This is a genomic window from Plesiomonas sp. ISS29, assembly GCF_056522795.1.
Map to the genome: position 1 here is coordinate 1882135 of NZ_JAWRZQ010000001.1, position 25246 is coordinate 1907380.

At 46.0% G+C, this 25246-nt stretch carries 22 protein-coding genes; 16 read left to right on the plus strand and 6 right to left on the minus strand.

The annotated features are described in order from the left end of the window. Window positions 1-122 precede the first annotated feature (122 nt). Window positions 123-1472 (minus strand): dihydroorotase, encoded by a 1350-nt coding sequence (locus tag AC1HDJ_RS08375; RefSeq protein ID WP_479535004.1) that lies wholly within the window; start codon window positions 1470-1472, stop codon window positions 123-125. A gap of 216 nt (window positions 1473-1688) precedes the next feature. Continuing rightward, complete coding sequence (locus AC1HDJ_RS08380; RefSeq protein ID WP_479535006.1) at window positions 1689-3749, minus strand: methyl-accepting chemotaxis protein; 2061 nt, start codon at window positions 3747-3749, stop codon at window positions 1689-1691. Between the two features lie 316 nt (window positions 3750-4065). Here AC1HDJ_RS08380 and hinT point away from each other — a divergent pair, with 316 nt between their 5' ends. From hinT to AC1HDJ_RS08420, 8 genes are all read left to right on the plus strand, one after another. Continuing rightward, entirely contained in the window at window positions 4066-4431 is a 366-nt protein-coding gene (hinT, locus tag AC1HDJ_RS08385; RefSeq protein ID WP_479535008.1) for a purine nucleoside phosphoramidase, read from the plus strand. Then, entirely contained in the window at window positions 4431-4829 is a 399-nt protein-coding gene (locus AC1HDJ_RS08390; protein WP_479535010.1) for a YcfL family putative periplasmic lipoprotein, read from the plus strand. The genes hinT and AC1HDJ_RS08390 overlap by 1 nt, the downstream gene beginning before the upstream one ends. A gap of 21 nt (window positions 4830-4850) precedes the next feature. Next, a complete protein-coding gene (locus AC1HDJ_RS08395; protein ID WP_479535012.1) occupies window positions 4851-5771 on the plus strand; it encodes a phosphotransferase in 921 nt (306 codons plus the stop codon). Window positions 5772-5887: 116 nt separating this feature from the next. Then, on the plus strand, window positions 5888-6922 hold the full coding sequence (gene nagZ, locus AC1HDJ_RS08400; protein WP_479535014.1) for a beta-N-acetylhexosaminidase: 1035 nt from the start codon (window positions 5888-5890) through the stop codon (window positions 6920-6922). Window positions 6923-7016: 94 nt separating this feature from the next. Then, window positions 7017-7559, plus strand: a complete 543-nt coding sequence (ycfP, locus tag AC1HDJ_RS08405; RefSeq protein WP_479535016.1) for an alpha/beta hydrolase YcfP — start codon at window positions 7017-7019, stop codon at window positions 7557-7559. A gap of 128 nt (window positions 7560-7687) precedes the next feature. Beyond that, window positions 7688-8980, plus strand: a complete 1293-nt coding sequence (locus AC1HDJ_RS08410) for an NAD(P)/FAD-dependent oxidoreductase (protein ID WP_438623138.1) — start codon at window positions 7688-7690, stop codon at window positions 8978-8980. A 260-nt stretch (window positions 8981-9240) separates the two neighbouring features. Further along, a complete protein-coding gene (locus tag AC1HDJ_RS08415; RefSeq protein WP_479535019.1) occupies window positions 9241-9783 on the plus strand; it encodes a heme NO-binding domain-containing protein in 543 nt (180 codons plus the stop codon). A gap of 7 nt (window positions 9784-9790) precedes the next feature. Continuing rightward, window positions 9791-11128 carry an ATP-binding protein gene (locus AC1HDJ_RS08420; protein ID WP_479535021.1) on the plus strand — a complete coding sequence of 446 codons (1338 nt, stop codon included), beginning with the start codon at window positions 9791-9793 and terminating at the stop codon, window positions 11126-11128. A 116-nt stretch (window positions 11129-11244) separates the two neighbouring features. Here AC1HDJ_RS08420 and mfd read toward each other — a convergent pair whose 3' ends face one another. Further along, the gene (mfd, locus tag AC1HDJ_RS08425; RefSeq protein WP_479535023.1) at window positions 11245-14757 is read right to left on the minus strand and encodes a transcription-repair coupling factor; all 3513 of its coding nucleotides are present in this window, start codon (window positions 14755-14757) and stop codon (window positions 11245-11247) included. 3 nt (window positions 14758-14760) lie between these two features. Then, window positions 14761-15327 (minus strand): PilZ domain-containing protein, encoded by a 567-nt coding sequence (locus AC1HDJ_RS08430; RefSeq protein WP_479535025.1) that lies wholly within the window; start codon window positions 15325-15327, stop codon window positions 14761-14763. A gap of 323 nt (window positions 15328-15650) precedes the next feature. Here AC1HDJ_RS08430 and lolC point away from each other — a divergent pair, with 323 nt between their 5' ends. The 6 genes from lolC to AC1HDJ_RS08460 all read left to right on the plus strand — a co-directional run bounded on the left by lolC (window position 15651) and on the right by AC1HDJ_RS08460 (window position 20863). Then, a complete protein-coding gene (gene lolC / locus AC1HDJ_RS08435) occupies window positions 15651-16856 on the plus strand; it encodes a lipoprotein-releasing ABC transporter permease subunit LolC (protein ID WP_479535028.1) in 1206 nt (401 codons plus the stop codon). Further along, the gene (gene lolD, locus AC1HDJ_RS08440) at window positions 16849-17553 is read left to right on the plus strand and encodes a lipoprotein-releasing ABC transporter ATP-binding protein LolD (protein WP_479535030.1); all 705 of its coding nucleotides are present in this window, start codon (window positions 16849-16851) and stop codon (window positions 17551-17553) included. The genes lolC and lolD overlap by 8 nt, the downstream gene beginning before the upstream one ends. Continuing rightward, the gene (lolE, locus tag AC1HDJ_RS08445) at window positions 17553-18797 is read left to right on the plus strand and encodes a lipoprotein-releasing ABC transporter permease subunit LolE (RefSeq protein WP_479535032.1); all 1245 of its coding nucleotides are present in this window, start codon (window positions 17553-17555) and stop codon (window positions 18795-18797) included. Before lolD ends, lolE begins: the two co-directional genes overlap by 1 nt. Window positions 18798-18822: 25 nt before the next feature. Next, entirely contained in the window at window positions 18823-19776 is a 954-nt protein-coding gene (locus tag AC1HDJ_RS08450) for an SPFH domain-containing protein (RefSeq protein ID WP_479535034.1), read from the plus strand. After that, window positions 19770-20225, plus strand: coding sequence for an NfeD family protein (locus AC1HDJ_RS08455; protein WP_479535036.1), 456 nt, complete (start codon window positions 19770-19772; stop codon window positions 20223-20225). Before AC1HDJ_RS08450 ends, AC1HDJ_RS08455 begins: the two co-directional genes overlap by 7 nt. A gap of 101 nt (window positions 20226-20326) precedes the next feature. Next, a complete protein-coding gene (locus AC1HDJ_RS08460) occupies window positions 20327-20863 on the plus strand; it encodes a YaeQ family protein (protein ID WP_479535038.1) in 537 nt (178 codons plus the stop codon). A gap of 63 nt (window positions 20864-20926) precedes the next feature. On the opposite strand, the gene AC1HDJ_RS08465 is transcribed toward AC1HDJ_RS08460, so the two are convergent. Next, entirely contained in the window at window positions 20927-21355 is a 429-nt protein-coding gene (locus tag AC1HDJ_RS08465; protein ID WP_479535040.1) for an N-acetyltransferase family protein, read from the minus strand. A 192-nt stretch (window positions 21356-21547) separates the two neighbouring features. Here AC1HDJ_RS08465 and AC1HDJ_RS08470 point away from each other — a divergent pair, with 192 nt between their 5' ends. Both AC1HDJ_RS08470 and AC1HDJ_RS08475 read left to right on the plus strand, forming a co-directional pair. Then, the gene (locus AC1HDJ_RS08470) at window positions 21548-21913 is read left to right on the plus strand and encodes a hypothetical protein (protein WP_479535042.1); all 366 of its coding nucleotides are present in this window, start codon (window positions 21548-21550) and stop codon (window positions 21911-21913) included. 179 nt (window positions 21914-22092) lie between these two features. After that, window positions 22093-23508: an EAL domain-containing protein gene (locus AC1HDJ_RS08475; RefSeq protein WP_479535044.1), complete on the plus strand. Its 1416-nt coding sequence runs from the start codon at window positions 22093-22095 to the stop codon at window positions 23506-23508. A gap of 112 nt (window positions 23509-23620) precedes the next feature. Here AC1HDJ_RS08475 and AC1HDJ_RS08480 read toward each other — a convergent pair whose 3' ends face one another. After that, window positions 23621-25210 carry an ABC-F family ATPase gene (locus AC1HDJ_RS08480; RefSeq protein WP_479535046.1) on the minus strand — a complete coding sequence of 530 codons (1590 nt, stop codon included), beginning with the start codon at window positions 25208-25210 and terminating at the stop codon, window positions 23621-23623. Between the last annotated feature and the right edge of the window lie 36 nt (window positions 25211-25246).

Genomic DNA, 25246 nt, shown 5'->3' on the forward strand with positions numbered 1-25246 from the left:
GTAAGTGTTGTATCAGTACAAAAAAGGGAGCTTTAGCTCCCTTTTTCTTTTTATGTTCTCTGTTTTTTCTTTGAGTGCACGCTGACTTTTAGATTAGTCAGTATTGCTTGTTTCCTGAAAAATTAACGGCGGTTAAAACCAAGACGCTGCCCAGGGCGTGCGTTGGTATGTGCTGCATTACGGAAAACAATTTCACCGTTGACGAATGTGGTATCTATGCGGGCAGGGAAGGTGTGCCCCTCAAATGGCGACCAGCCGCACTGGTAGAATAAATTCTCTTTATTCACGCTGAAGTGGGTATTTTGATCGACCAGTACTAAATCAGCCCAGTAGCCCTCACGTAGGTAACCACGGTCTTGCAGTTGGAAGCGTTCAGCAATGGCATGACTGGTTTTTTGTACCAACATTTCAAGGCTTAGTGCACCTTGTTTGTGCAGATCAAATAGCGCTAACAGTGGGTGTTGAACCAGCGGTAGGCCAGATGGCGCATTAAAATAGGTGTTCTGCTTTTCATCCCACGTATGAGGGGCGTGATCGGTAGCGATAATATCAATGACTCCCCGACGCACGGCATCCTGCAAGGCTAGCTGATCTTCACGTGCTTTGACTGCCGGATTGCATTTCAGTAAATGGCCTAAACGATCGTAATCTTGTTCATTAAAAAAGAGATGGTGCACACAAGCTTCGGCAGTAATTTGCTTGTTGCGAAGAGCTTCTAGTGTTGGGGCCGCTTCAAACAGCGCTAGCTCTTCTTTGGTGGTGATGTGTAAAACATGCAGGCGGGTACCGTGTTTTTTTGCCAGCTCTACGGCCAGAGTAGACGATTTCAAACAGGCTTCAGTAGAGCGAATGCGGCCATGTTCACGAGCAGGAACGTCATCACCATAACGAGCGCGGTACTCATCTTCCAGCAGTTTGATGGTTGGCGTATCTTCACAGTGGGTTGCGATTAGCACCGGGCTTTCAGCAAAAATAGCGGCCAGTGTATCGGCATTATCAACCAGCATGTTACCGGTTGAAGCGCCCATAAAAATTTTCACACCACAGGCTTGCTCTGGTGCAAGGCGGCGAATTTCATCAAGGTTATCGTTGGTAGCGCCAAGGTAGAAGCTGAAGTTGGCTACAGAAGAGAGGGCTGCCCGTGAATATTTGTCTTCAAGCGCTTGCAGGTTGGTGGTCTGCGGATTGACGTTTGGCATCTCCATATAACTGGTGACACCGCCTGCAACCGCGGCTCGTGACTCGCTGGCAATCGTTCCTTTCAGGGGAAAACCCGGTTCACGAAAGTGCACTTGATCATCAATCATGCCGGGGATAAGGAGTTTGCCGGCTGCATCTATAACTTCTGCTCCGTTTGGAGCACTAATGTTACTGCTAATGTGGCTTATTCTGCCATGCTCAACCAGCATATCTCCTTGTGTCTGGCGGCCCTCATTGACCATAGTTGCATTTTTTATCAATAACTTAGTCATCACTTCATCCTTCCAGCGTGGGTGATTCACTATACTGGAAATGTTTCGGAACTGGAATTGGCTGAAAGCGAATTCCCTCGTGACAATTCGTTTATTTTAATGCGATACCTGTTGTGTGCATAAAGGGGCGTATTTCAGTGATAGAGCTATTTTGTGCTGGGAAGATCTTACCATGCGCATACATGTATATGCATGTATGCGCATGGTAGGATAAAATCACAATGTAAACTGTTTAACTAACCGCTCTTGTGAGGCTGCCAGCGTGTCAAGTTGCGTGCTGTTTCCGGCAATTTTTTCAACGCTGTGGAAGTTCTGATCAGCTAAACGCGATATCTCTTCTAAATTACGTGCAATATCTGTTGAGGTGGCCTCTTGCTCTGTGGCGGCATTGGCTATCTGTGCGTTCATATCGCTGATTTGGCCAAGCCCATCGAGGATAATTCTCATCGCATCACCGGTCTGGCTGGTTTGGCTCACGCTCAAAGACATGTCATTGAGGCAGTTATCCATATTGCTCAGTGCGGTATGTGTACTGTTTTGTAATTCAGCGATCATTTTCTCGATTTGTCCGGTCGAGTCGGTAGTGCGTTTTGCCAGTACACGCACTTCATCGGCTACTACAGCAAAACCACGGCCCATATTACCGGCGCGGGCCGCTTCAATAGCCGCATTGAGTGCCAGCAAGTTAGTTTGATCAGCAATACTGCGAATAACATCCAAAATTGAGCCGATTTTCTCACTCATCTGGGCAACGGTTTTCACTTCAGATGAGGTATTGGTTAGGCGCGAGGAGAGCTGTTGACTGGTAGATATATTATCTTGCACTAAACGATCACTTTGTGTCACCGTCTGTTCGAGCATTAAAACCTGATCGAGCGTGTGGTTAACACTGCGGGCGATCTCTTTTACCGAGTGCTCCATCTCTGCCATTGCAGTGGCTACGCTTGTGGTCTGTTCACGCTGTGACTCTACGGCACTTTGTGCGTTGGTCGTATTTGCCTGATTGAGCAAGGTCACGTGTGATAATTGCGCCGAGGCATGGCCGATTTGCTCAAGAATATCGTGTAATCGAGTTGCCATCGTATTGATATGATTAGCGATTAAGCCAAACTCATTGTTGGATGACGTATTAATCCGGCTGGTCATATTACCCGATTCAATATCACGCAATGTTTGCAAAATAGCCTGTACCGGTTTACGAACTGAGCGGGCCAAAAACCAGCCGGTAACGGCTGCCAGCAGAGCGACAATGGCTGAAACCGTGACTGAGAACCAAAAACCACGGGTATAGTTGCTGTTTGCTTGCGCGGCCAACTCAGTGACATGATCTGCCGATTGCTGGCGTAATGTGTTTAGCAACACCAACGCGTTATTCATTAGGGTTGCTAATGTTGCGATGTCCTGATCGACAGCCAGTTCACTGCGGGTAAAATCATCGTGCTGCTGCAAAACACCGTCTTTGCGCCCTGCATCTGTTAAGAAGCCCTGAAACAGAGTGCCATAGCGTTCGCTGAGTATTGGCTCTTGTGCTGCCAGCGCTTTGAAAGAGTAATCGAGCCGTACAATATTCATTTTATTTTTCTTGATAGCCGCTTCAATGCTAGCAATATCTTTTGTGGTTAACGCCTCTGATGTGGTGTTATCTACTTCACGTAAGCTATTGAAAAAAGACTCGCTCGTCAGTTTTAATACATCATTATCGCCATTATCAATCAGTGCTTTTAATCCATATTGCAGCTCGAGTTTTTTATTCTGGAAAGCATGCACGGCCTGATTCAAATTTAAGCGGCCTTTGAGTATTTGCTCGTAACGGGTGAATGTGGCTTTTGCCAGCGTAAAATAACGCTGTTCGATACCGCTGAGCACTGTTAGCTGTGCAGAATCTATGGTTTGTGTGTCTGTTGTTTGTAAGTTGGCCACAGTTGAATTTTTTGCCGTAACAGACAAATCTGAATGTGTTAACTGAGAGAGCTGTTCAATTTGCTGGCGAAATTGTTGGTGGCCAAGATCAAATTCCTGCTGATAGCCAGTAATCAGTGTCGGGTTTTGATTAGCAATAAATGATGTCAGAGCTTTATCGGTTGTCAGTAAGCTTAGTGTTAGCTCTGATGATGTATTGGTGACCGGCATTGCTTGATCTATCACCGAATCAAGGCTGTTTTTCAAACGCCCGGCAACATCAAGCGAAAATAAACTTGCGGCAATAAATGCGCCCACCATAACAACAAAGCTAATTGTCATATGGCGTACAACGGAGACGTTCTTTTTTTTATCCATAAAATTCAACACCGCAAAGGGAAAGAGGCAACATCCAATGTTTATAGAAGGCCTATCGGCTGATTAAGTCGGGTGTTGAATCATATCGGCAATGCGTGATCTCTTTTTCGAGGCAGATAACGAAATCATTGAGGTGTTGCAGGGTGTGTGCATTTTTGTGACAACACGGGGGATTTAACAACAGTATTTTTAGGCTTATCTGCGGAGTTATCCCGCTTATACATCACACATATTTTCAAAAATAGACTAAGTTGCAGTACTATATAATTAGCAAGCTAACCCATTGAATTTTGAACTGCATGAAGGAGCATAAAACATGGCCGAAGAGACTATTTTCAGTAAAATTATCCGTCGTGAAATTCCAGCTGATGTGGTGTACCAAGATGAACTGGTTACCGCATTTCGTGATATCAGCCCGCAAGCCCCAACACATATTCTGATTGTACCAAACCACTTAATCGCCACGACCAATGATGTTACGGTTGACGATGAAAAAGCACTGGGCCGCATGATCACCGCTGCAGCTAAAATTGCTGCTGCAGAAGGTATTGCTGATGACGGTTATCGCCTGATCATGAATTGCAACCGCCATGCCGGGCAAGAAGTGTTCCATATTCATATGCACCTTGTGGGTGGCCGGGCACTTGGGCCGTTACTGAGTACTGCGGTGAATGCACACTGATGCGTAGCTTGTGGGTAGCTTCCTTGCTGATTGGTACAACATTATTGGTCGGATTGGCTGGTTGTGCGCCCGCCACCAGTGGTTTTAAGATAGATCAGCAACAGCAGGTTGTGGTGGCTGATGCTGACTCTAGCCGTACCATCAGCATTGAGCGTATTCATTCGGGGAAAAAAGCGCAGCGGTTAAATGTACAGGTAGAGATAAAAAACCAGCGTCAGCAGGCTCAGTTGCTTGAATACCGTTTTTACTGGTACAACAAACAAGGGCTAGAGATTGACCGGGATACCGCACCTTGGCATACCCTGACAGTTTTCCCGAGCGCCGTAAGCACCATTCGCGCGGTGGCAGCTGAACCCAATGTGGAATATTTCCGGTTGTATGTGCGGACAAAAAAATAACCGTGCTTGGAATAGGCAAGCATGCTGAATACTGATGACCCGATAGCACAAATTCTCGCCTTGCCCTGTTGGCATAACCTGAAAGTGATGTCGGTTGTGCCGTTAGCCGGATTATCGGGCGGAAGTTTTCAGATCCGGCTTGAAAATAACCTTGTGCTGGTGGCTCGCAGGGGTGATAACCACGCGCGGCAATTGGGTGTTTGCCGTACTCAGGAATCACAAATTTTAACGTTTTTGGCCGCTAGCCATGACACCGCACACCGTGCGCCGCTGCTATTTTATCACAGCCCGCAGTGGAGTATTTTACGCTGGGTTGCGGGCGATATATGCCCCCCTGATTATCTGCAGCACCGGCAGGGCTTGCAGGCATTGGCGGTTTGCCTTCAATCGGTACATCAATCTGTACATCAGTCAGTGGCTTCGGGCAGCTTACTGTATTCTGAACGCCCTGAAACAACCGTACCTACCTTTGATATTAAGCAGCGTTTAGCGCTGTACTGGCAAAATATATCACCACAACGCAAAACACCGTTTTTACAGCAGGTTTATCGCACATTTTTAGTGTTAATGCCCCCATGTCTACAAATGCCGATATTGGCACATCATGATTTGCATCCGGCCAATATGGTATTAACCCCGACAGGGCTGGCATTAATTGACTGGGAATATGCCGCTATCAATGCGCTTGCCTGCGAAATATGTTTATTGTGTGATGCAAACCAGTTCAGTGAGCAGCAGTTACAGCACTTCTTACAATATTATTTGCCAGATCAAGAGACAAAAACCTTACTGTTAAGGGATATAGAGCGTTGGCACCCATGGTGTCATTTTTTGACTCTGCTGTGGTTTGAAGTCCGCTTCCGGCAAACCGGCGAGCCGCAATATGCTCAGTGGGCTGAGCAGTATCAACACCTATTACCCGAAATAACATCAAATGTATAACCCCATATTCTGCGATGTTGTCAACAGCATCTACTGAATATGGATGTTACGATATGCCACCTTCGCCCCTGACGCAGATAAACGTTGGATGTAGGCAATTGAAAAGGAGAAACACCGTGGGCCCAGTCATGCTTGATGTACTTGGTTATGAGCTTGATGCGGAAGAGCGCGAGATATTGCGTCATCCGTTGGTGGGGGGCGTAATCTTTTTTGCTCGCAATTATCACGATCGGGCGCAGATGCAGGCGCTGGTAAAAGATATCCGCCAAACCGTACAGCGCCCGTTATTACTGGCGGTTGATCAAGAGGGCGGGCGTGTTCAGCGTTTCCGTGACGGTTTTACCCGTTTACCCGCTCCGCAAGCTTTTGCCGCACTGAATGAATGGCCGAAGGCACTCTCGTTAGCTTTTGACAGTGGCTGGATGATGGCAGCCGAACTGCTGGCGATGGACATTGATCTTAGTTTTGCCCCCGTGCTTGATTTAGGACACCAGTGTGCGGCGATCGGCGATCGGGCTTTTCATGATGATCCCAAAAAAGCATTAGATTTAGCCCGCAGCTACATTGATGGTATGCACAGTGCAGGTATGAGTGTGACTGGTAAGCACTTTCCGGGGCACGGCGCAGTGTTGGCTGATTCACACAAAGAGACTCCACGGGATAACCGCAGCAAAGCTGAGATCATGAATCATGATATGGCGCTATTCCGCCAGCTTAATCAGGAAGGGCGTTTAGATGCCGTTATGCCAGCTCATGTGATTTACACCGATTGTGATCCTCGTCCAGCTAGCGGGTCTGAGTTTTGGCTTAAAGACGTACTGCGTAAACAGCTGCAATTTGATGGTGTGGTTTTCTCTGACGATCTATCCATGGAAGGCGCTGCCATTATGGGCAGTTATGCCGAGCGTGCCGAAGCCTCACTCAATGCTGGATGCGATATGCTGCTGGTGTGTAATAACCAACAAGGCGCAGTTGAAGTGCTTGATCGTCTGCCACAGACTCGCTCGGAGCGCATCGCGCGTTTACTGCGTAAGCCTGCGCCTGCACAAGCGGAATTAGAAGCGTCGGAACGTTGGGTAAACTGCCATCGTCAGTTACAAGATTTGGCCGCGCGCTGGCAAGATCACAAAGAAAAACGACTGGCAAAATAGAATGGATTACTGCATAGCGGCTGGCGTAATGTGGTGCATAAAATAGCGCTGCGCTCGCCCGCTTCTCCTGTTCATCATGTTTAAGGAATAGACCATGATCATCTATTTACACGGTTTTGATTCAACCAGTCCGGGTAACCATGAGAAAATTTTGCAATTGCAATTTATTGATCCTGATGTTCGGTTTATCAGTTATAGCACCTTACACCCGCGCCACGATATGCAGCATCTGTTAAAAGAGGTACACAAAGCTATCCAGCAAAGTGAGGATAAAGCTCCGCTGATTTGTGGTGTTGGGCTGGGCGCATACTGGGCAGAACGGATTGGTTTTCTTTGCGGTATCCGCCAAGTTATGCTGAACCCTAACCTGCATCCTGAAAACAATATGGCGGATAAAATCGATCGGCCGGAAGAATATTTCGATATTGCGACCAAATGTGTAGAAAATTTCCGTAAAAAAAATACAGGAAATTGTTTGGTGATCCTTTCCACTCAGGATGAAGTATTAGATAATCAGGCTACTCAGGAAGAGCTGACAGAATTTTATAATATCGTCTGGGATGACACGCAATCCCATAAGTTTAAAAATATTTCTTCTCACCTTCAGCGCATTAAGGGGTTCAAGCTGCAAGAATAACAGAGGCGCTAACCTCTTTTTTTGCCCTTATCTGTCTGATCAGATAACGCATGTTTGAACCGTGGCCTTTGTGTGTTTGGTGTAAGTTTTTATCATTCTGACCAAAAAGTTGTAACGGGGGCTACGCCTTGAAAAGAATTATTGTTGTTGGCGGCGGTGCTGGTGGTCTTGAATTAGTGACCCGCATGGGTAACAAGCTCGGTCGTAAAGGCAAAGCAGAAATTACGCTGATTGATCGTAACCAGACACACCTGTGGAAGCCGTTGTTGCATGAAGTTGCAACCGGCTCAATGGATGATGGCATTGATGCGTTGAGCTATCGCGCACACGCCCATAATCACCATTTTCAGTTCCAGCAAGGCACATTGATTAATATCGATCGTGAGCGTCGCTCTGTTACGCTGGCTGAAATTCGTGATGAAAATAACGAATTATTGGTGCCTGAACGTGAGCTGTTCTTTGATGTACTGGTGATGGCGCTGGGCAGTAAATCAAATGATTTCCGTACTGAAGGTGTGGCCGATAACTGCATCTTCCTTGATAGCCCAGATCAAGCAAATCGCTTCCATGAGGCGATGTTAAATCAATTCATGAAGTTCTCGGCCCAGCCTGAGAAGCAAGAAAAAGTGAACATTGCCATTGTCGGCGGCGGGGCTACAGGGGTAGAGCTCTCTGCTGAACTGCACAATGCGGTTAAGCAACTGCACAGTTATGGCTTTGAAGCGCTTGATAGCCGTCATCTGAATGTCACTCTCGTAGAAGCCGGTGAGCGCATTTTGCCTGCACTGCCGGTGCGGATTTCATCTGCCGCACACCTTGAGCTGACTAAGCTAGGTGTTAACGTGCGTACACAGACAATGGTAACAAAAGCCGATGCCGGTGGTTTGCATACCAAAGACGGTGATTACATTCCTGCTGAGCTGATGGTCTGGGCTGCAGGCATTAAAGCACCTGATTTTATGAAAGATATCGCAGGGCTGGAAACTAACCGAATCAATCAGTTAGTGGTTGAACCTACGCTGCAAACTACCCGTGATTCACAGATTTTTGCCATTGGTGACTGTGCTAGTTGCCCGCAGGAAGATGGCTCATTTGTGCCACCGCGCGCGCAATCAGCACATCAGATGGCTAGCCTGTGTTATGACAATATTCTGGCGCTGTTTGATGGCCGAGACCTGAAAAAGTACGTGTACAACGACCGTGGATCACTGGTTTCACTGTCTAAATTCAGTACGGTAGGTAGCCTGATGGGTAACTTAATGCGTGGATCGATGATGATTGAAGGGCGCATTGCACGTGTTGCTTACATCTCACTGTATCGAATGCATCAAGTTGCACTGCACGGTTACATTAAAACAGGTTTGATGATGTTGGTAGGCCGAATTAACCGCGTTATTCGCCCGACACTGAAACTGCATTGATTCCTTAAATTGAGTCTCTGTTTTTAAAAAAGCATCACGTTATCGTGGTGCTTTTTTTTATTTCAGCATATGGATAAACCGCTTAGATCGCATTTTGAGGATTAAGCCTGTAAATCGCGCTTAGTGCATGGAGTAAGCCGAAAGAATGAACTAATGTTGATGGTAAGGGATAACATTTATTGTTTGTCTCTACATCAAATATAAGTAAGCAGTCATCAGCGGCTGACTACACATTGGCGTAATCGACAGAGAGTATGCAGATGAAAGGGATCGTGTTTACTGAATTTATGGATATGGTATCGCATGTATTTTCAGAGGATATGGTCGATGAGATAATAGACGATGCTCAGTTACCTCATGGTGGCGCGTATACGGCGGTTGGTACTTATCCTTTTAGTGAAATGGCCAGCCTAGTAACAGCACTTTCGGTACGAAGTGGTATTCCAGCAGGTGATCTGATTCATCAGTTTGGTCAATTTTTGTTTGGCCGTTTTAGCCAACTTTACCCGCAATTTTTAGTCGGCCATACCACCACATTTAGCCTGTTGGCCGGTATTGAAGATGTTATTCATGCCGAAGTAAAAAAGCTCTATCCCGATGCGGAGTTACCCGCTTTTGATGTGCTCGAACAGACCGAGCAGCGGCAACTGTTGCAATATCGCTCACCCCGTTGTTTAGACCGTTTAGCACAAGGGTTGGTTGAAGGGGCATTATTACATTACCGGCAAACGGGCAACGTAATTTTACATCCACAGCAAGATAAATCGACTCTGATTGAAATTACGCTAGCATCAGATAACTGATATTACTATGGATAGCGCTCATCCTGATATTTTGAAATTACAGCGGCGTCTTGAGAGAGAACGTAATGCACGTAAAGAGGCTGAGCGTTTACTTGAGGTAAAAAGCCTTGAGCTCTATTCCGCCAATATTTTATTAGAGAGTGCGGCTAAGGGCCTTGAGGCACAAATAGCAATTCGCACCGAAGAGTTAAAACAAGCTCTGATCCGTTCTGAGCAGGCTGTTAAAGCAAAAAGTGAATTTTTTGCGATGATGAGCCATGAAATCCGCACGCCGATGAATGGTGTGCTGGGAATGGCTGAGTTACTTGCCGCTACGCCATTGAATATGGAACAAGATGAATTTGTTGAAACCATTCGTTCGTGTGGGCAGTCACTTATTTCCCTGATTGATGGAATTCTTGATCTTTCACGAATCGAAGCCGGAAAGTTGCGCTTAGAAGAGTCAGTATTTGATTTAAGCGAACTGCTCTACAGTATTATTACGTTGTTTAGCCCTAAAGCTGTGAAGCAAGGCCTAAAGCTAGAGCTGAAGGGCGCGCAGGGGAAACACTTTTTCTATGGCGATATTACCCGACTACGACAAGTAATCTCGAATTTAGTCAGTAACGCCTTGAAGTTTACTGAACAAGGCAGTGTTGTTGTGGCAGTGCAGTTAAGCCCCATTTCCTCAGAATCTGAACTTCAACATTTGTTTCAAATTACCCTAAGGGTAGAAGATACCGGCATTGGTTTAACTGATGAGCAGCAAAGCCGGTTGTTTAGACCCTTTGAACAAGCTGACAGCTCAACCACGCGCCGTTTTGGTGGTAGTGGATTAGGGCTGGCGATAAGCCACCAGCTTATTCAGATGATGGGCGGCAGCATTTCAGTGGTCAGTGAATCGGGAAAAGGCAGTTGCTTTACCATAAGTTGGCCGATGAGAGCGGCGCTGGCTGTTGAGCAGCCCTTGTCAACATTACCGGTATTGCCTGAACACATCAAATCACAGCATGTTTTGCTGGTGGAAGATAATAAAACCAACCAGCGCCTTTCGTTAAAAATTCTGGAAAAATTAGGGTTAAAGGCGCAGTTAGCTGAAAATGGTGCTGAAGCAGTTATGTTTGTGCAGCAACATCAACCTGAAATTGTGCTGATGGATATTCAAATGCCGGTGATGGATGGCCTTGAAGCTACGCGCCAAATTCGTTCATTACCCCTGTTGCAACCGGTGATTATTGCATTAACCGCCAATGCAATGCTGCAAGATAGAGAAGAGTGCCAAAATGCGGGAATGGATGGTTTTCTCAGTAAACCTTTTTCAACGCAGGATTTAGTCACGGTTCTGAGTCAATACGCGAACCCGTGATAGCATTAATGGCAGAGTTAAAGAATAAAAAAGCACAGCGTTAAACAAGGCGCTGTGCTTTTTTTGCTATGAAGGTTTACTGTGAATGTTAAGCACAGTGTTATTTATTGCATGATTTATTGGCTAACTTTGTGCGTTTCAAAGTTGCCGATAAGTTGTTCGATATACTCAATGCGCTTTTTACGGTCAACTAACTGGGCAAAAAATCTGAGTCTGGTCGGGCCGTCTAACCGGAATTGTTGCGGCTGCTGTAACAGTGAAATCAGATAGACAGGGCTGATATTCGGCTGGTCATTAAACTCAATATAACCGCCGCTGTCAGAGGCTTCCACACGCTTGATACCCAAACGGTGTGCACGTAGGCGAATTCGCGCAACACTGAGTAAGTGGCGGGCAGGATCAGGCAGTAAACCAAAGCGATCGATAATTTCTGATTTAAGATCATCGAGTACCACTTCATTTTCTGCACTGGCGATACGCTTGTAGAGCGATAGCCGCATATTTACATCCGGCAGATAATCATCTGGCAGCAGCGCGGGAATACGCAGCTCAACTTCAGTTTGCCCACGAGTTAGATCATCGAGTGACGGCTCTTTACCGTTACGCAGTGCATCGACCGCGCTCTCTAGCATCTCCATGTACAAGGTAAAGCCGATTGACTCAATCTGCCCGCTCTGATCATCGCCCAATAGCTCGCCTGCGCCCCGAATTTCTAGATCGTGCGTTGCCAGTGCAAAACCTGCCCCTAGGTCTTCGAGTGAGGCGATAGCCTCTAGGCGCTTGCGTGCATCGTCGGTCATGCGTTTTGGCGGCGGGGTGAGCAAATAGGCATAAGCCTGATGGTGTGAGCGGCCTACACGTCCGCGCAACTGGTGTAGCTGAGCCAGCCCGAAATGATCGGCATCATCAATAATAATAGTGTTGGCAGTAGGGATATCAATACCGGTTTCAATAATGGTGGTACACACCAACACATTAAAACGCTGGTGATAAAAATCAGACATCACCCGTTCCAAATCACGCTCACGCATCTGGCCGTGGCCAATGGTGATCCGGGCTTCCGGCACTAACTCGGCCAGTTTTTCAGCGGTTTTCTCGATACTGTCGACCGCATTATGCAGATAATAGACCTGACCACCCCGCAGTACTTCACGCAGTATTGCTTCGCGAATGGTTAAATCGTCATATTCACGCACAAAGGTTTTCACCGCCATACGGCGTGCTGGTGGGGTGGCGATAATTGACAGATCACGCATGCCGCTCATGGCCATATTCAGCGTACGCGGAATCGGGGTTGCGGTTAAGGTGAGAATATCAACATCAGCGCGCAGTGCTTTGATCTTCTCTTTTTGGCGGACACCAAAACGGTGCTCTTCATCCACAATTAGCAAGCCGAGATTGCTGAATTTAATGTCATTTTGCAGCAACTTATGCGTACCGATTAAAATATCGACCTTACCTTCCGTTACATTTTGCTGTATCGCTTGCTGCTCTTTTGCGCTGCGAAAGCGCGACATGACTTCAATATTCACCGGCCAATTAGCGAAACGATCTCGGAAGTTTTCGAAGTGCTGTTGTGCCAACAGCGTGGTGGGCACCAATATCGCCACTTGGCGGTGGTTTATTACCGATAAAAATGCCGCTCGCATGGCCACTTCTGTTTTACCAAAGCCAACATCACCACAGACCAGCCGATCCATCGCATAGGGTTGGGTCATATCCGTTAATACAGCATTGATCGCGTTGCGCTGATCTTCGGTTTCATCAAAGGGAAACGTGCTGCAAAATTGCTGATACTGTTCACGATCATGCTTAAAGGCAAAACCGGGTTTGAGTGCTCTTCGGGCGTAAATATCAAGCAACTCTGCGGCAACATCGCGCACTTTTTCTGCGGCTTTACCACGGGCTTTTGCCCATGCTTCACCGCCGAGTTTGTGCAGTGGCGCGGTTTCATCTGCACCTCCGCTATAACGGCCAATTAAGTGCAGTGATGAAACAGGAACATACAGTTTGGCTTCACCGGCATAGGTGAGCACCATATATTCTGCGGTAATTCCCCCAGTTTCCAGTGTTGTTAACCCACCATAACGTCCGACACCGTGCTCAAGATGCACCACCGGTTGCCCGATACGCAATTCGGCAAGATTTCGGATAATCGTTTCGGTATTGATGGTTTTTCGGTTATCGCGTCGGCGCTGGCTAATTCTTACACCGAGCAGATCACTTTCGCAAATCAGGGCAAGAAGGGGCTGAGTGGCCGCATCATGCGTAGTGATATGTTCATCCGGCTGTGCGGTGTTTTCAGTATTCAGGATAAAGCCCGTTTCGGCGCTTCCGACCATTAATACTGGTTCTAGTTTGTGGGTATCTCTGATTTCGTGCAGCTGATGAATTGTTTTTGGGCGTAATTTCAGTGGCGAAAGCAAGTCGAGCAGTGTTTCCCTACGGCCTTCACTCTCAACAGAAAAAACAACTGTGCCGGTAAAGTTTTCCAGAAAGTGGCGTAATGCCTGCAACGGCTCTTTATGTTGATGCTGAAGTTTTATATCGGGCAGGGCCGTAAGGGGGATATTTTCACGGCCTGCTCGCACATCAAGCGGGGCTTGTTGCAAATGAACATTAGGGTACTGCTTAAGATGGCTATTTAGCTCATCAACTCGCTGCCATAATACCGAAGGATCAAGCAGTGGCCGCATTGGGTCAACTCCCCGATCATGATGCCGTTTCGTTGCATCGGCATAAAAACGGGTTGCCGCTTCAGCGGTATCGCCTACCGTCACAATCAGTATATTGTCTGGCAGGTGATCAAACAGCGTGGTCATCTGCTCAAAAAAGAGCGGCTGCCAGTATTCAATTCCGGCTGGAAGCGTATTTTTACTGACTTGCTGATAGACATGCTCCGGATCACGGCGGATTTCAAACTGCTCACGCCAGCGGCTGCGAAAGCCCTCTATTGCCGTTTTATCGGTAGGAAACTCACGTGCTGGTAGCAGATTAATCTGTGCCACTTCGCTCAGCGTGCGCTGTGAATCGGGGTCAAACGTTCTGATCGAATCAATTTCATCATCAAAAAAGTCGAGCCGAAACGGTGTCTGGCTGCCCATCGGGAACAGATCCAGTAGCGCGCCACGGGTAGCAAATTCACCGTGCTCCATAACCTGCTCGGCGGGGCGATATCCGGCTTGCTCTAACTGTACACGCAGTTTTTCCAGAGACAGCTGATCTCCTTTTTTCACCAGCAGCGCGTGTGATAGCAAAAAATCACGCGGACATACCCGCTGCATGAGTGTATTCACCGGCATCACCAGCATACCACTGCGCATTTGTGGTAGCCGGTACAGGGTTGACAGCCGTTCAGAGATAATATCTTGATGTGGCGAAAAGCTGTCATACGGCAGCGTTTCCCAGTCAGGGAACAGTGCAGGCGTGTGCTCACTAAACTGCCGGATCTCTTGTGTCAGGCGTAGCGCGGTCTGGCTGTCTTTTGTGACCAACAGGATAGGGCCGTTATGCTGCTGACCAATTTCTGCAGCAGCCAATGCCAGTGACGAGCCGACTAATTGCCCGACATACCGATGATCACCGGCTTTTACCGGCAAATTCAGATTAAGATAATTATTGAGTGTCATAGGTTAGGCTTTTACTCTGAGTTCGGCGCGTTGTTTGAGCTGTTGCTGCTGTGTATATAAGGCTGCTCTGATCAGTAAATCCTGATCATTATCACGCAAATGGGTAAAGCGAATTTGTACCAGAGGCCGGCCTTGTTCTATTTCAATGGCTTCTACTTCACCATAGCAATAAATCGCGGCGGCAGGATGAGGCAAAAAAAGCTTGATGCACATGTTTGCGCCAACGGCAGGAAGTGCTTCGCAAAAATAGCGTAAACCTCCTGCACTGAATGAGTGCGTAGTATGGCGGTGAGTTGGTTGATCTTCTTGCCCCAAAATATAGTGCACTAAGAGATCGATTTTTTGCTGCTGTACGTGCAAAAAATTGACCAAATCATCGGCAGCAGAACCTAGGTTTTGTAGTGAGCGTATCCCACTGGCATCAAGGTGTGCAGTTTCCGCGGCAATGCGAAAAGGCAGCGGGATCTCCCGTTCAAATGTGGCCTGGTCGGGTAACTGTGTGCCCCGTGCTAAAGGAATTATGTTGACGGATAAACTCTGTTGAACAGAAAAAAAGTGACCCTGATCCATAGCGAAAACCTGATTCATATCATAAGAGAATATTATCAGAGATGTTGCCGGAAGAGGAAAAACAACGAAAAAATTGCCATAAGTGCCGTAAAGCAAGCCTAACAGCGTAGTTTAGCTCTACTTATTAAGAGTTAACCGTAATGTTTGTACCCGGTTGTGATGTTAGGCAATGTTAAATGCTAATCTTGTGTAAGTTTTTCTGTAAATAGTGAATAATATCACCCAGTAACCTTGTGTATTTATTCCGGTTGGCAAGAAAAAACGCTGATTTTCTGTTTCATCGGGTTAATCTCATTTTCACTTTACGGTCAAGCCTACTTCTTATGTTTACTCCGGCTTCAATATTTATTGGCTTACGTTATCTGCGCGGTCGCACGGGTGATCGTTTCGGGCGTTTTGTTAGTCGCCTATCCACCATGGGTATCACTCTCGGGGTTTTGGCCCTGATCATTGTGCTGTCGGTGATGAATGGCTTTGAGCGTGATTTGAAAGATAACACCCTGAATTTGATGCCTCAGGTATTAATCACCTCAGAGCAGGGGTCAATCAACCCTGAGACTGTTCCGTTTAGCGAATTGGCGATGATCCCTGATGTTGTCAATCATACCCCTTTGGTGATGGGCGATGTGATTATTCAGAGCGCACAAAATATTGGTGCAGGAGTCATGCTCGGTATCGACTCGAAAGAGAGTGACCCGCTCTCTGCATTCCTGATTGACTCTTCGCTCGATTCACTTAAACCCAGTGAATACCACGTCATTTTAGGTGATACCCTAGCGGGTCAACTTGGCGTTATGCTAGGCGATAAAGTGCGTCTTATGGTTACTAGTGCATCGCAATTTACCCCAATGGGGCGCATTCCAAGCCAGCGGTTGTTTACTGTTTCAGGCATTTTCTCTGCAGGCAGTGATGTTGATGCATCACAAATTTTAGTTAATATTCAAGATGCTGCACGGTTAATGCGATTACCTAATGGTGATATCAGCGGGTGGCGGTTATTTCTAAAAGATCCGCTTGATGTTGCGCAAGTTGCTAAAACACCACTGCCCGATCACCTTATTTGGGAAGATTGGCGCGCCCGTAAAGGCGAGCTTTTTCAAGCTGTCAAAATGGAAAAAAATATGATGGGGCTGCTGCTAAGCCTGATCATTACCGTTGCAGCCTTTAATATCATCACCTCACTGAGTTTAATGGTGATGGAAAAGCAAGGTGAAGTTGCGATTTTACAAACATTGGGGCTGAACGCGCGTCAGGTTATGATCATCTTTATTACCCAAGGCGCTTCCGCCGGCGTAGTGGGGGCACTGTGCGGGGGCGCGCTGGGTGCGCTGATTGCCACAAATCTCAACAGCATTTTATCTCTTTTAGGGATAGAGCTTTTACAGAGCACCTCACTGCCTGTTGTGGTTGAGCCACTGCAAATTATCACCATCATTCTTTTTGCCATTATCGTGGCACTGTTATCTACCTTATATCCTGCTTGGCGCGCATCAGCTGTCAAACCTGCCGAGGCATTACGTTATGAATAAGCCACTGTTAGTCTGTGAAAATCTCGTCAAAACCTACCGCGAAGGCGGCATGGAGACTGACGTATTGCGCGGCGTCTCATTTACCTTGGCAAAAGGGGAGCTGGTGGCGGTGGTCGGCAGCTCTGGTTCGGGGAAAAGTACACTGTTGCATTTACTCGGCGGGCTGGATAAACCCACATCAGGGCGGGTGCTGTTTCAAGGTAATGATGTCTACACAATGAGCAACACCGAGCAGGCCAAACTGCGCAATGATCATATTGGCTTTGTGTACCAATTTCACCACTTATTGCCCGACTTCACAGCATTAGAAAACGTGGCCATGCCGCTACTGATTGCCGGAGAATCACCGAAAATAGCCCAACAACGTGCCCAAGAGATGCTGACTGCAGTAGGCCTTGCCCGCCGAGTTGATCATCGTCCGTCAGAGATATCGGGTGGTGAGCGTCAGCGTGTTGCTATTGCACGGGCACTGGTCAATCAGCCTTCATTGGTCTTGGCTGATGAGCCTACTGGCAACCTTGATCAGCGCACGGCTGACGGTATTTTTGAGCTGCTGGGTGAATTAAACGCACGGCACGGCACTACCTTTTTAGTAGTGACACATGATCTGAGTCTGGCAGGGCGGTTAAGCCGACAGCTAGAGATGCGTGATGGTTTACTTACCCGTGAACTCAGTGTCAAAACAGGGGGGCGTTAATGCTGCGTCCGTTATCACTGTTTATCGGGTTACGCTATAGCCGGGCGCGCCGCCGTAACGGTATGGTGTCATTTATCTCGGTTATCTCTACACTCGGTATTGCGCTGGGTGTTGCCGTTTTAATCATGGGCTTAAGTGCCATGAATGGCTTTCAGCGTGAACTCAATGACCGCATTCTGGCGGTTGTGCCACACGGTGAAATCACCCCTGCTGAAGGCAGCCTGCTTGACTGGCAAAAAGTAGAGACAAGGTTACAACGTCACCCCGGCATTGTGGCAACTGCGCCTTACGTCACTTTTACCGCATTAGCTGATCAAGGAACACAGCTTAAAGCCGTGCAGATCCGTGGGGTTGATCCGGCCTCTGAAGAGAAGATCAGTGCATTACCCCAATTTGTCTTGGGGGATGCATGGAAAACATTCCGTTCCGGTAAAAATGAGCTTATTTTAGGAAAAGGGGTGGCTGATTCCCTTGGTATTAAAGTCGGCGATTGGCTGACACTGATGATCCCAAACCCTGATCCTGAAATGAAACTACGCCAGCCAAAGCGTATTCGTTTACAAGTTACTGGCTTATTACAGCTACACGGCCAGCTTGATCACACCTTTGGGATGGTTCCCTTGCGTGATGCGCAAGAATATCTTGATTTAGGCGAGGGTGTCAGCGGTGTGGCCATGAAGGTGGATAAAGTTTTTGAAGCCTCAAAAATCGTGCGTGATGCAGGGCGCTTAACCGGCGTATACGGTTATGTACGCAGCTGGATGGGCACATATGGCTATATGTACCGTGATATTCAGATGGTACGTATTATCATGTATCTGGCTATGGTACTGGTGATCAGTGTGGCCTGTTTTAACATTGTTTCGACTCTGGTGATGGCGGTAAAAGATAAGCAAAGTGATATCGCCGTGTTGCGGACGATGGGCGCAAACAATCGAATCATCCGTAATATTTTCCTGTGGTACGGCATGATGGCTGGGCTGGTTGGCTGCGCTTTTGGCGTAATAGGTGGGGTACTGTTATCACTGAATTTAACGAGTATTATTCGTGCAATAGAGACACTGGTTGGGCATAAATTTCTGTCGGGAGATATCTATTTTGTTGATTTTCTTCCTAGTGAACTGCGTATACAGGATGTTGTTTTAGTTGCTATCACCGCCATCATCTTAAGTTTACTTGCTAGTCTTTATCCGGCATGGCGTGCAACCCGTATCGATCCGGCCCGTGTACTGAGCGGCCAGTAATCGTATTAATCAAGGATGTTAACTGATGGATATTACGCTATTTTCGCCCATATTTGCCTTTGTTATTGTGGCATTTATCATCATTATTACTGCGTTTAAAATTGTCCCGCAGGGTTATCAATGGACAGTTGAGCGTTTTGGGCGCTATACCAATACACTTGTGCCAGGCCTGAATTTTGTGATCCCCTTTATTGATCGTGTCGGGCATAAAATCAACATGATGGAGCGGGTACTCGATATCCCTTCACAAGAGGTCATCTCGAAAGATAACGCGAACGTCACCATTGATGCAGTCTGTTTTGTGCAAGTGTTTGATCCGGCAAAAGTAGCGTATGAAGTCAATGATCTGGAAAATGCCATTCGTAACCTGATTATGACCAATATTCGTACGGTGTTAGGCGCACTTGAGCTTGATGAAATGCTCTCGCAGCGCGATACCATTAACAGCCGTTTGTTGCGGATTTTAGATGAAGCTACCAACGCATGGGGCGTGAAAATCACCCGTATTGAAATCAGAGATGTGCGCCCACCACAAGAGCTGATTGCGGCAATGAATGCGCAAATGAAAGCTGAGCGAAATAAGCGTGCGGATATCCTTGAAGCAGAAGGCGTACGTCAGGCTGAGATCCTGCGTGCTGAGGGTGATAAACAATCACAGATTTTAAAAGCCGAAGGGGAGCGTCAGGCTGCATTTTTGCAGGCTGAGGCGCGTGAGCGTGCTGCTGAAGCAGAAGCGCGTGCAACCCAGATGGTTTCAGATGCAATCAGTGCCGGTAACATGCAAGCCATTAACTACTTTGTGGCGCAAAAATACACGGAAGCCTTGCAGGCTATTGGTCAGGCAGAAAACAGTAAAATTGTCTTAATGCCGTTGGAAGCGAGTGGTTTAATCGGTGCTATTGGCGGTATCTCCGAGTTATTAAAAGCAGATCCGACGGTCAAAAATAGCGCACATAAACAAGGCGAATATTCGTGTTAAGCGCATTTTCTGCATGGTCAGCCCTGCACTGGATTGTTTTCGGTTTGGTGCTACTGGCTTTTGAAATGCTCGGTACAGCAGGGTACCTGTTGTGGCTTGGGGTTGCAGCATTGTCTGTTGCGTTACTGCTGTGGTTGATGCCGCTGAGTATTGCAGCACAATGGGTTTTATTTGCTGTATTCAGCGTGGTGGCATCACTGCTTTGGTGGCGTTGGCAGTATGGAAAAGACAAACAAGACCAGCAACATACCCAACTGAACCAGCGCGGGAATATGCTAATTGGCCGTCAAGGGAAACTCACTGAACCCATGCAAAACGGTATTGGCCGGTTAACCTTGGGCGATACAACATGGCGTATCCAATCTGACACCGATCTACCCGTAGATTGTGTTGTTGAAGTTGTGTCTGTAAGCGGTATTACTTTGCATGTAAAAGAGATCCCTGTATAACACACCGCATAATCACCTATTTATCACCCTGTCTTTCTGCTGCCATAAACAGTATGGCTGCACGATATACCTTTTAGAAAGCACATCATAAAGAGAACAGCATGGCCTTAAAAGCGACTGTCTATAAAGCAAATGTCAACATTGCGGATATGGATCGCCACCACTATCAGGATGCCGATTTAGTTATTGCACAGCATCCATCAGAAACTGAATTACGCATGATGGTGCGCTTACTGGCATGGATTCGCCATGCTGATGAGCGTTTATCCTTCACAAAAGGCTTATGTGCGGAAGATGAACCTGAAATTTGGGTTAAAAATTATCACGGCGGTATCGATTTGTGGATTGATGTTGGTCTTCCTGATGAAAAACGAGTTAAAAAAGCGGTTAATCAGTCCGAACAGGTTATTTTATATACCTACAATGAGCGATCTGCCCGTGTGTGGTGGGATCAGAATAAGCGTAAGCTCAAGCAATATTCAAACTTGTCGGTCTATTTTATCTCTGATGAGCAGACAGAAGCATTAAGCCAATTTGTTCAACGTACTATGCATATTCAGGCAACCATTGAAGATGGCGTTATGTGGTTTTCTGATGCAACAAAAAATAGCCAGATTGAATACGAAAAGTGGCAATAATAACCTATCTAGAAAAATACGAATAAAACAGTTTTATTTGGGGTAGCGCATACCCCAATGCTGTTAACTCATAGATTTATGCCGTGTATAAACCACTTCATTCTCATCTTTCATTATACCCCGCACCCACCCTTGTGCTGTATAAAAGCGGTCGGCCCGTGTATTGGCGGTCGTGCTCAGCGTTACTGTTTCTGCGCCGTGTGTAAATAACCACTCTGTAGCTAGCCGAAGCAACTGTTTACCTGCTCCTATCCCTTCATTATTTGGATGAACGAACAGAGCCCAAATAGAGTTCTCCTCTGAGGCCGCATAAGAAAAACCAATGATCTTCTCGCCTATTTCACAAACCCATGCTTTTCCATGCTTATGAAGGTAATCTTCATACATTTGGTAAGTAATAATACTCGGATCAGAAAGAGTGTTCTCTTTAACGGCTAGCCGAATTGCCGACATTAGCGGAATATCAGCCAAAGTTGCTTCACGAAACCTCATGAAATCACCATAAAACAGTTTATATGCACGATATTATACTTTTTACATCACAGCTAATCACTATTGATAAATATGGTTAGGTTCAGATAAATGAACTATCTTTTAGCATAGCAGGTTAAGTTTAGTGTAAAACTTAGTGAAAAACAGAGTATCAGCTTGTATCGCTTAAATAATTTGATGGGATGCACAGTAATGACAACATTATTCAGGGCTTTATTACATCGATTAACGCTATTGTTGCTAGTGCTTGGTGTCGTGTTTTTTTTCGCTACACTATTTTTGGTTAAAAATTTTACAACATCTCCGTTTTTATTTCCCCCCGAGGCTACGTCTGTACAGATATCCTCAGAGCAGATCTCTGCTTCATTATTGCCACAACCCTCTGATATGACGATAGCCAAGGGGATGGGTGAAACCTTATCAGAAGGGTTGGCAACAGATAATCACATAATAAAAAACCATACAACAAAACATCACATAGCTAAAAATAATAGCGAAGAGGTGGGTATACAATATACAGAAAGTGAAACACTATTTTTACTGGAGATGATTCGGTAATTAAAAATAATTCAGATTTCCCTCTGTTACTATGCCTATTATTTATTTTATTTATTATTATCACGATCACGATTTACAGTATTATCCTACGTAAGGTATTAAAACCTCTGCATGAACTTACAGAGCATTTCCCTGTTTTTTTTGTTAATAATACAGAGGATGAAAAAGCGCCAGCGTCGTTGGTATACTCCTCTACTGACTTTCCGTTATCAAATATAAAAGAGCTCAGAGAGATTTCACTGTCTTTTAATGCAATACAACAAAAATTTTTACGTGAGTTTAATTCTCAAATTGAAGAAACATCACGTCTTCATCGTGAGGCTTATCAGGATGTGACTACCGGATTGGCTAACCGCCGCTGGTTTCGTCAGCAATTAGATACCGCCAGCCATGAAGGTGTTGCTGGTGTTCTCTTTATTATAGATCTTGAAGGATTATCTCATTATTATGAGACAATCAGTAATCAGGATGCAGATACAATAAGCCTACGTATTGCTACACTGTTGCGTGAACAGTGCGCTACTCATCCTGATGCTGTTATTGCGCGTACTCGTTTAGCTGAATTTGCAATTTGGTGCCCCCGATTATTAGCTGATCCAGCGGAACAATTAGCAAAAATATTATTGGCAAATATTAATCAAGTGATGGATGAATATGAAGAGATACAAAGTAGCCAAAGCCACAATGGTTTGCCTATTGAATTACCGGTATTGCTAGGCGGTGCAACAACACATGGTCGTCAAACTAGCCAAGCTCTCTTGAGTGCAGCAGATATGGCGTTGCAACGGGCAAGAAAAACAGCAAAAAAATATTATATTCATCAGGATACATTTTCACCTGTATTGAATGATAACCATTCTTGGCGTTCTGCTATTTTAGGTGTTATCGAAAATCCGGCACAAAATATCAACGCTATTCTACAACCGGTTTTTGATAGTGAAGGTAATCTTCTACACCAAGAGGCCTTTATCCAACTGAAATTAAATGAACAGTGGATTATGGCTGAAGATTGGTTGCCAATGGTTGAAGCGGTAGGGTTATCCGTACCACTAGATATGGCTGTAATCAGTTATTTAGCTCAGCAGCACGCTGATAAAGTAGTGGCTATTAATATCAGCATGTTGAGTGTGCATAGCCATGATTTTATCCGTTATTTACAGCAGGTTAAGTTTGAGCATCAGCATCTTATTTTAGAAGTGTCAGAATCAGCGCTATTGATAAATATAGAACGTGCGAAATTCTTTATTCAGCATATAGAAAACAGTAGTTGGCGGTGGGGGCTTGATCAATTTGGGCGAGTTGCCGGAAAAGGGTATTATCTAGCTCAATTTAAACCAGAGTATATTAAGCTGGATTATAGCTATACCAATAACATTGACACTGGTGCAGATATTATGATGCGTAATATTGTTATTGCGTTGTGTCGTTTAATTTATCAGTGCTCACCTTATGCTATTGCAACCCGAGTGGAAAGTGAAAAGCAAAAACAGCAGTTGATTCAATTATCACTCAATGGGTTTCAAGGGTTTGGTATTTCAGTTTCGCGGGAAGATACAGAGAAGTCAGACCGTGATTTATCAGGTAATCAAGAATAGAATATCTGGATGTAAAAATAAAAACAGAGAGCTTTATTGCTTCTCTGTTTTTTATTTATCTGTGTCGTTCTGATTTTCCGGTTATACCTGATTGGGTATAACCGGTATCGTATTACAGGCCTTGACGGCGCAAATACTCATCGTAAGTGCCGTTAAAGTCTTGAATGCCCTCAGGGGTTAATTCAATAATACGCGTGGCAAGTGAAGATACAAACTGACGATCGTGGCTGACAAAGAACAGTGTGCCTTTGTAGTTTTCCAGAGCCAAGTTCAGTGATTCGATAGATTCCATATCCATATGGTTGGTTGGTTCATCCATCACTAAAATATTTGGCTTTTGCAGCATCAGTTTAGCAAATAACATGCGGCCTTGTTCACCACCAGAGATCACTCGCACTGATTTAAGAATATCATTTTGCGAGAACAGCATCCGGCCAAGCATGCCACGGATAACCTGCTCATCATCACCTGGTTTTTTCCACTGATCAAGCCAGTCATACAGGTTCAGATCACAATCGAACTCGTCTGCATGATCTTGTGCATAATAACCGATATGGGAATTTTCCGACCACTTAATCATGCCACTTTGTGCTTCCATCAAGCCTACTAAGGTGTGCAGCAGGGTAGATTTACCCACACCATTTTGGCCGATAATGGCAACTCGCTCACCCACTTCAGTCATCAAATTAAAGCCAGAGAAAAGGGTATTGCCATCATAGCCCTGAGCCAGCTTTTGAACTTCAAGTGCGTTACGGAACAGTACTTTCTCTTGTTCGAAACGAATAAACGGATTTTGACGGCTTGATGCTTTAACTTCTTCAAGCTTAATCTTATCCATCTGACGCGCACGTGAGGTTGCTTGTTTTGCTTTTGAGGCGTTCGCAGAGAAGCGGCTGACGAAAGATTGAAGCTCGGTCAGTTGTGCTTTTTTCTTGGCGTTATCAGCCAATAGACGCTCACGCGCTTGTGTTGCCGCAGTCATGTACTCATCATAGTTACCAGGGAATAGGCGTAAATCACCGTAATCCAGATCGGCCATATGGGTACACACACTGTTCAGGAAGTGGCGGTCGTGCGAAATAATGATCATGGTGCAGTTGCGCTGATTAAGCACATCTTCCAGCCAACGGATAGTATGAATATCCAAGTTGTTGGTTGGTTCATCAAGCAACATGATATCCGGTTCGGCAAATAGGACTTGCGCCAGTAATACCCGCAGTTTCCAACCTGGTGCTACTGCGCTCATCAGGCCAAAATGCTGTTCCAGCGGGATACCTACACCAAGTAGCAGCTCGCCAGCACGCGCTTCAGCGGAATAACCATCCATCTCTGCGAACTGAACTTCAAGATCGGCCACTTTCATGCCGTCATCTTCGCTCATTTCAGGCAGGTTATAGATGCGGTCACGCTCTTGCTTAATTTCCCACAGCTCCTTGTGCCCCATGATAACGGTATCAATCACGCTGTACTCTTCATACGCGAACTGATCCTGACCCAACTTGGTCATTCGCTCATTGACATCAAGGCTGACATTACCAGCGCTTTGCTCTAATTCACCGCTTAGAATTTTCATGAAGGTGGATTTCCCACAACCGTTGGCCCCGATCAGACCATAACGGTTACCTTCACCGAATTTAACGGAGATATTTTCAAAAAGCGGCTTGTCGCCGAATTGCATTGTGATATTGGCTGTGGAAAGCAAGGGTGCGTACCTAAAACAGTGAATGAAATGAGATGA

Coding starts and splice junctions, on each gene's coding strand:
- AC1HDJ_RS08450 (WP_479535034.1), top strand. CDS start 18,823: ATGGATATTACGCTATTTTCGCCCATATTTGCCTTTGTTATTGTGGCA.
- AC1HDJ_RS08430 (WP_479535025.1), bottom strand. CDS start 15,327: ATGGATCAGGGTCACTTTTTTTCTGTTCAACAGAGTTTATCCGTCAAC.
- lolE (WP_479535032.1), top strand. CDS start 17,553: ATGCTGCGTCCGTTATCACTGTTTATCGGGTTACGCTATAGCCGGGCG.
- AC1HDJ_RS08380 (WP_479535006.1), bottom strand. CDS start 3,749: ATGGATAAAAAAAAGAACGTCTCCGTTGTACGCCATATGACAATTAGC.
- lolD (WP_479535030.1), top strand. CDS start 16,849: ATGAATAAGCCACTGTTAGTCTGTGAAAATCTCGTCAAAACCTACCGC.
- ycfP (WP_479535016.1), top strand. CDS start 7,017: ATGATCATCTATTTACACGGTTTTGATTCAACCAGTCCGGGTAACCAT.
- mfd (WP_479535023.1), bottom strand. CDS start 14,757: ATGACACTCAATAATTATCTTAATCTGAATTTGCCGGTAAAAGCCGGT.
- AC1HDJ_RS08465 (WP_479535040.1), bottom strand. CDS start 21,355: ATGAGGTTTCGTGAAGCAACTTTGGCTGATATTCCGCTAATGTCGGCA.
- AC1HDJ_RS08415 (WP_479535019.1), top strand. CDS start 9,241: ATGAAAGGGATCGTGTTTACTGAATTTATGGATATGGTATCGCATGTA.
- AC1HDJ_RS08470 (WP_479535042.1), top strand. CDS start 21,548: ATGACAACATTATTCAGGGCTTTATTACATCGATTAACGCTATTGTTG.
- lolC (WP_479535028.1), top strand. CDS start 15,651: ATGTTTACTCCGGCTTCAATATTTATTGGCTTACGTTATCTGCGCGGT.
- AC1HDJ_RS08395 (WP_479535012.1), top strand. CDS start 4,851: ATGCTGAATACTGATGACCCGATAGCACAAATTCTCGCCTTGCCCTGT.
- AC1HDJ_RS08375 (WP_479535004.1), bottom strand. CDS start 1,472: ATGACTAAGTTATTGATAAAAAATGCAACTATGGTCAATGAGGGCCGC.
- AC1HDJ_RS08420 (WP_479535021.1), top strand. CDS start 9,791: ATGGATAGCGCTCATCCTGATATTTTGAAATTACAGCGGCGTCTTGAG.
- hinT (WP_479535008.1), top strand. CDS start 4,066: ATGGCCGAAGAGACTATTTTCAGTAAAATTATCCGTCGTGAAATTCCA.
- AC1HDJ_RS08460 (WP_479535038.1), top strand. CDS start 20,327: ATGGCCTTAAAAGCGACTGTCTATAAAGCAAATGTCAACATTGCGGAT.
- AC1HDJ_RS08390 (WP_479535010.1), top strand. CDS start 4,431: ATGCGTAGCTTGTGGGTAGCTTCCTTGCTGATTGGTACAACATTATTG.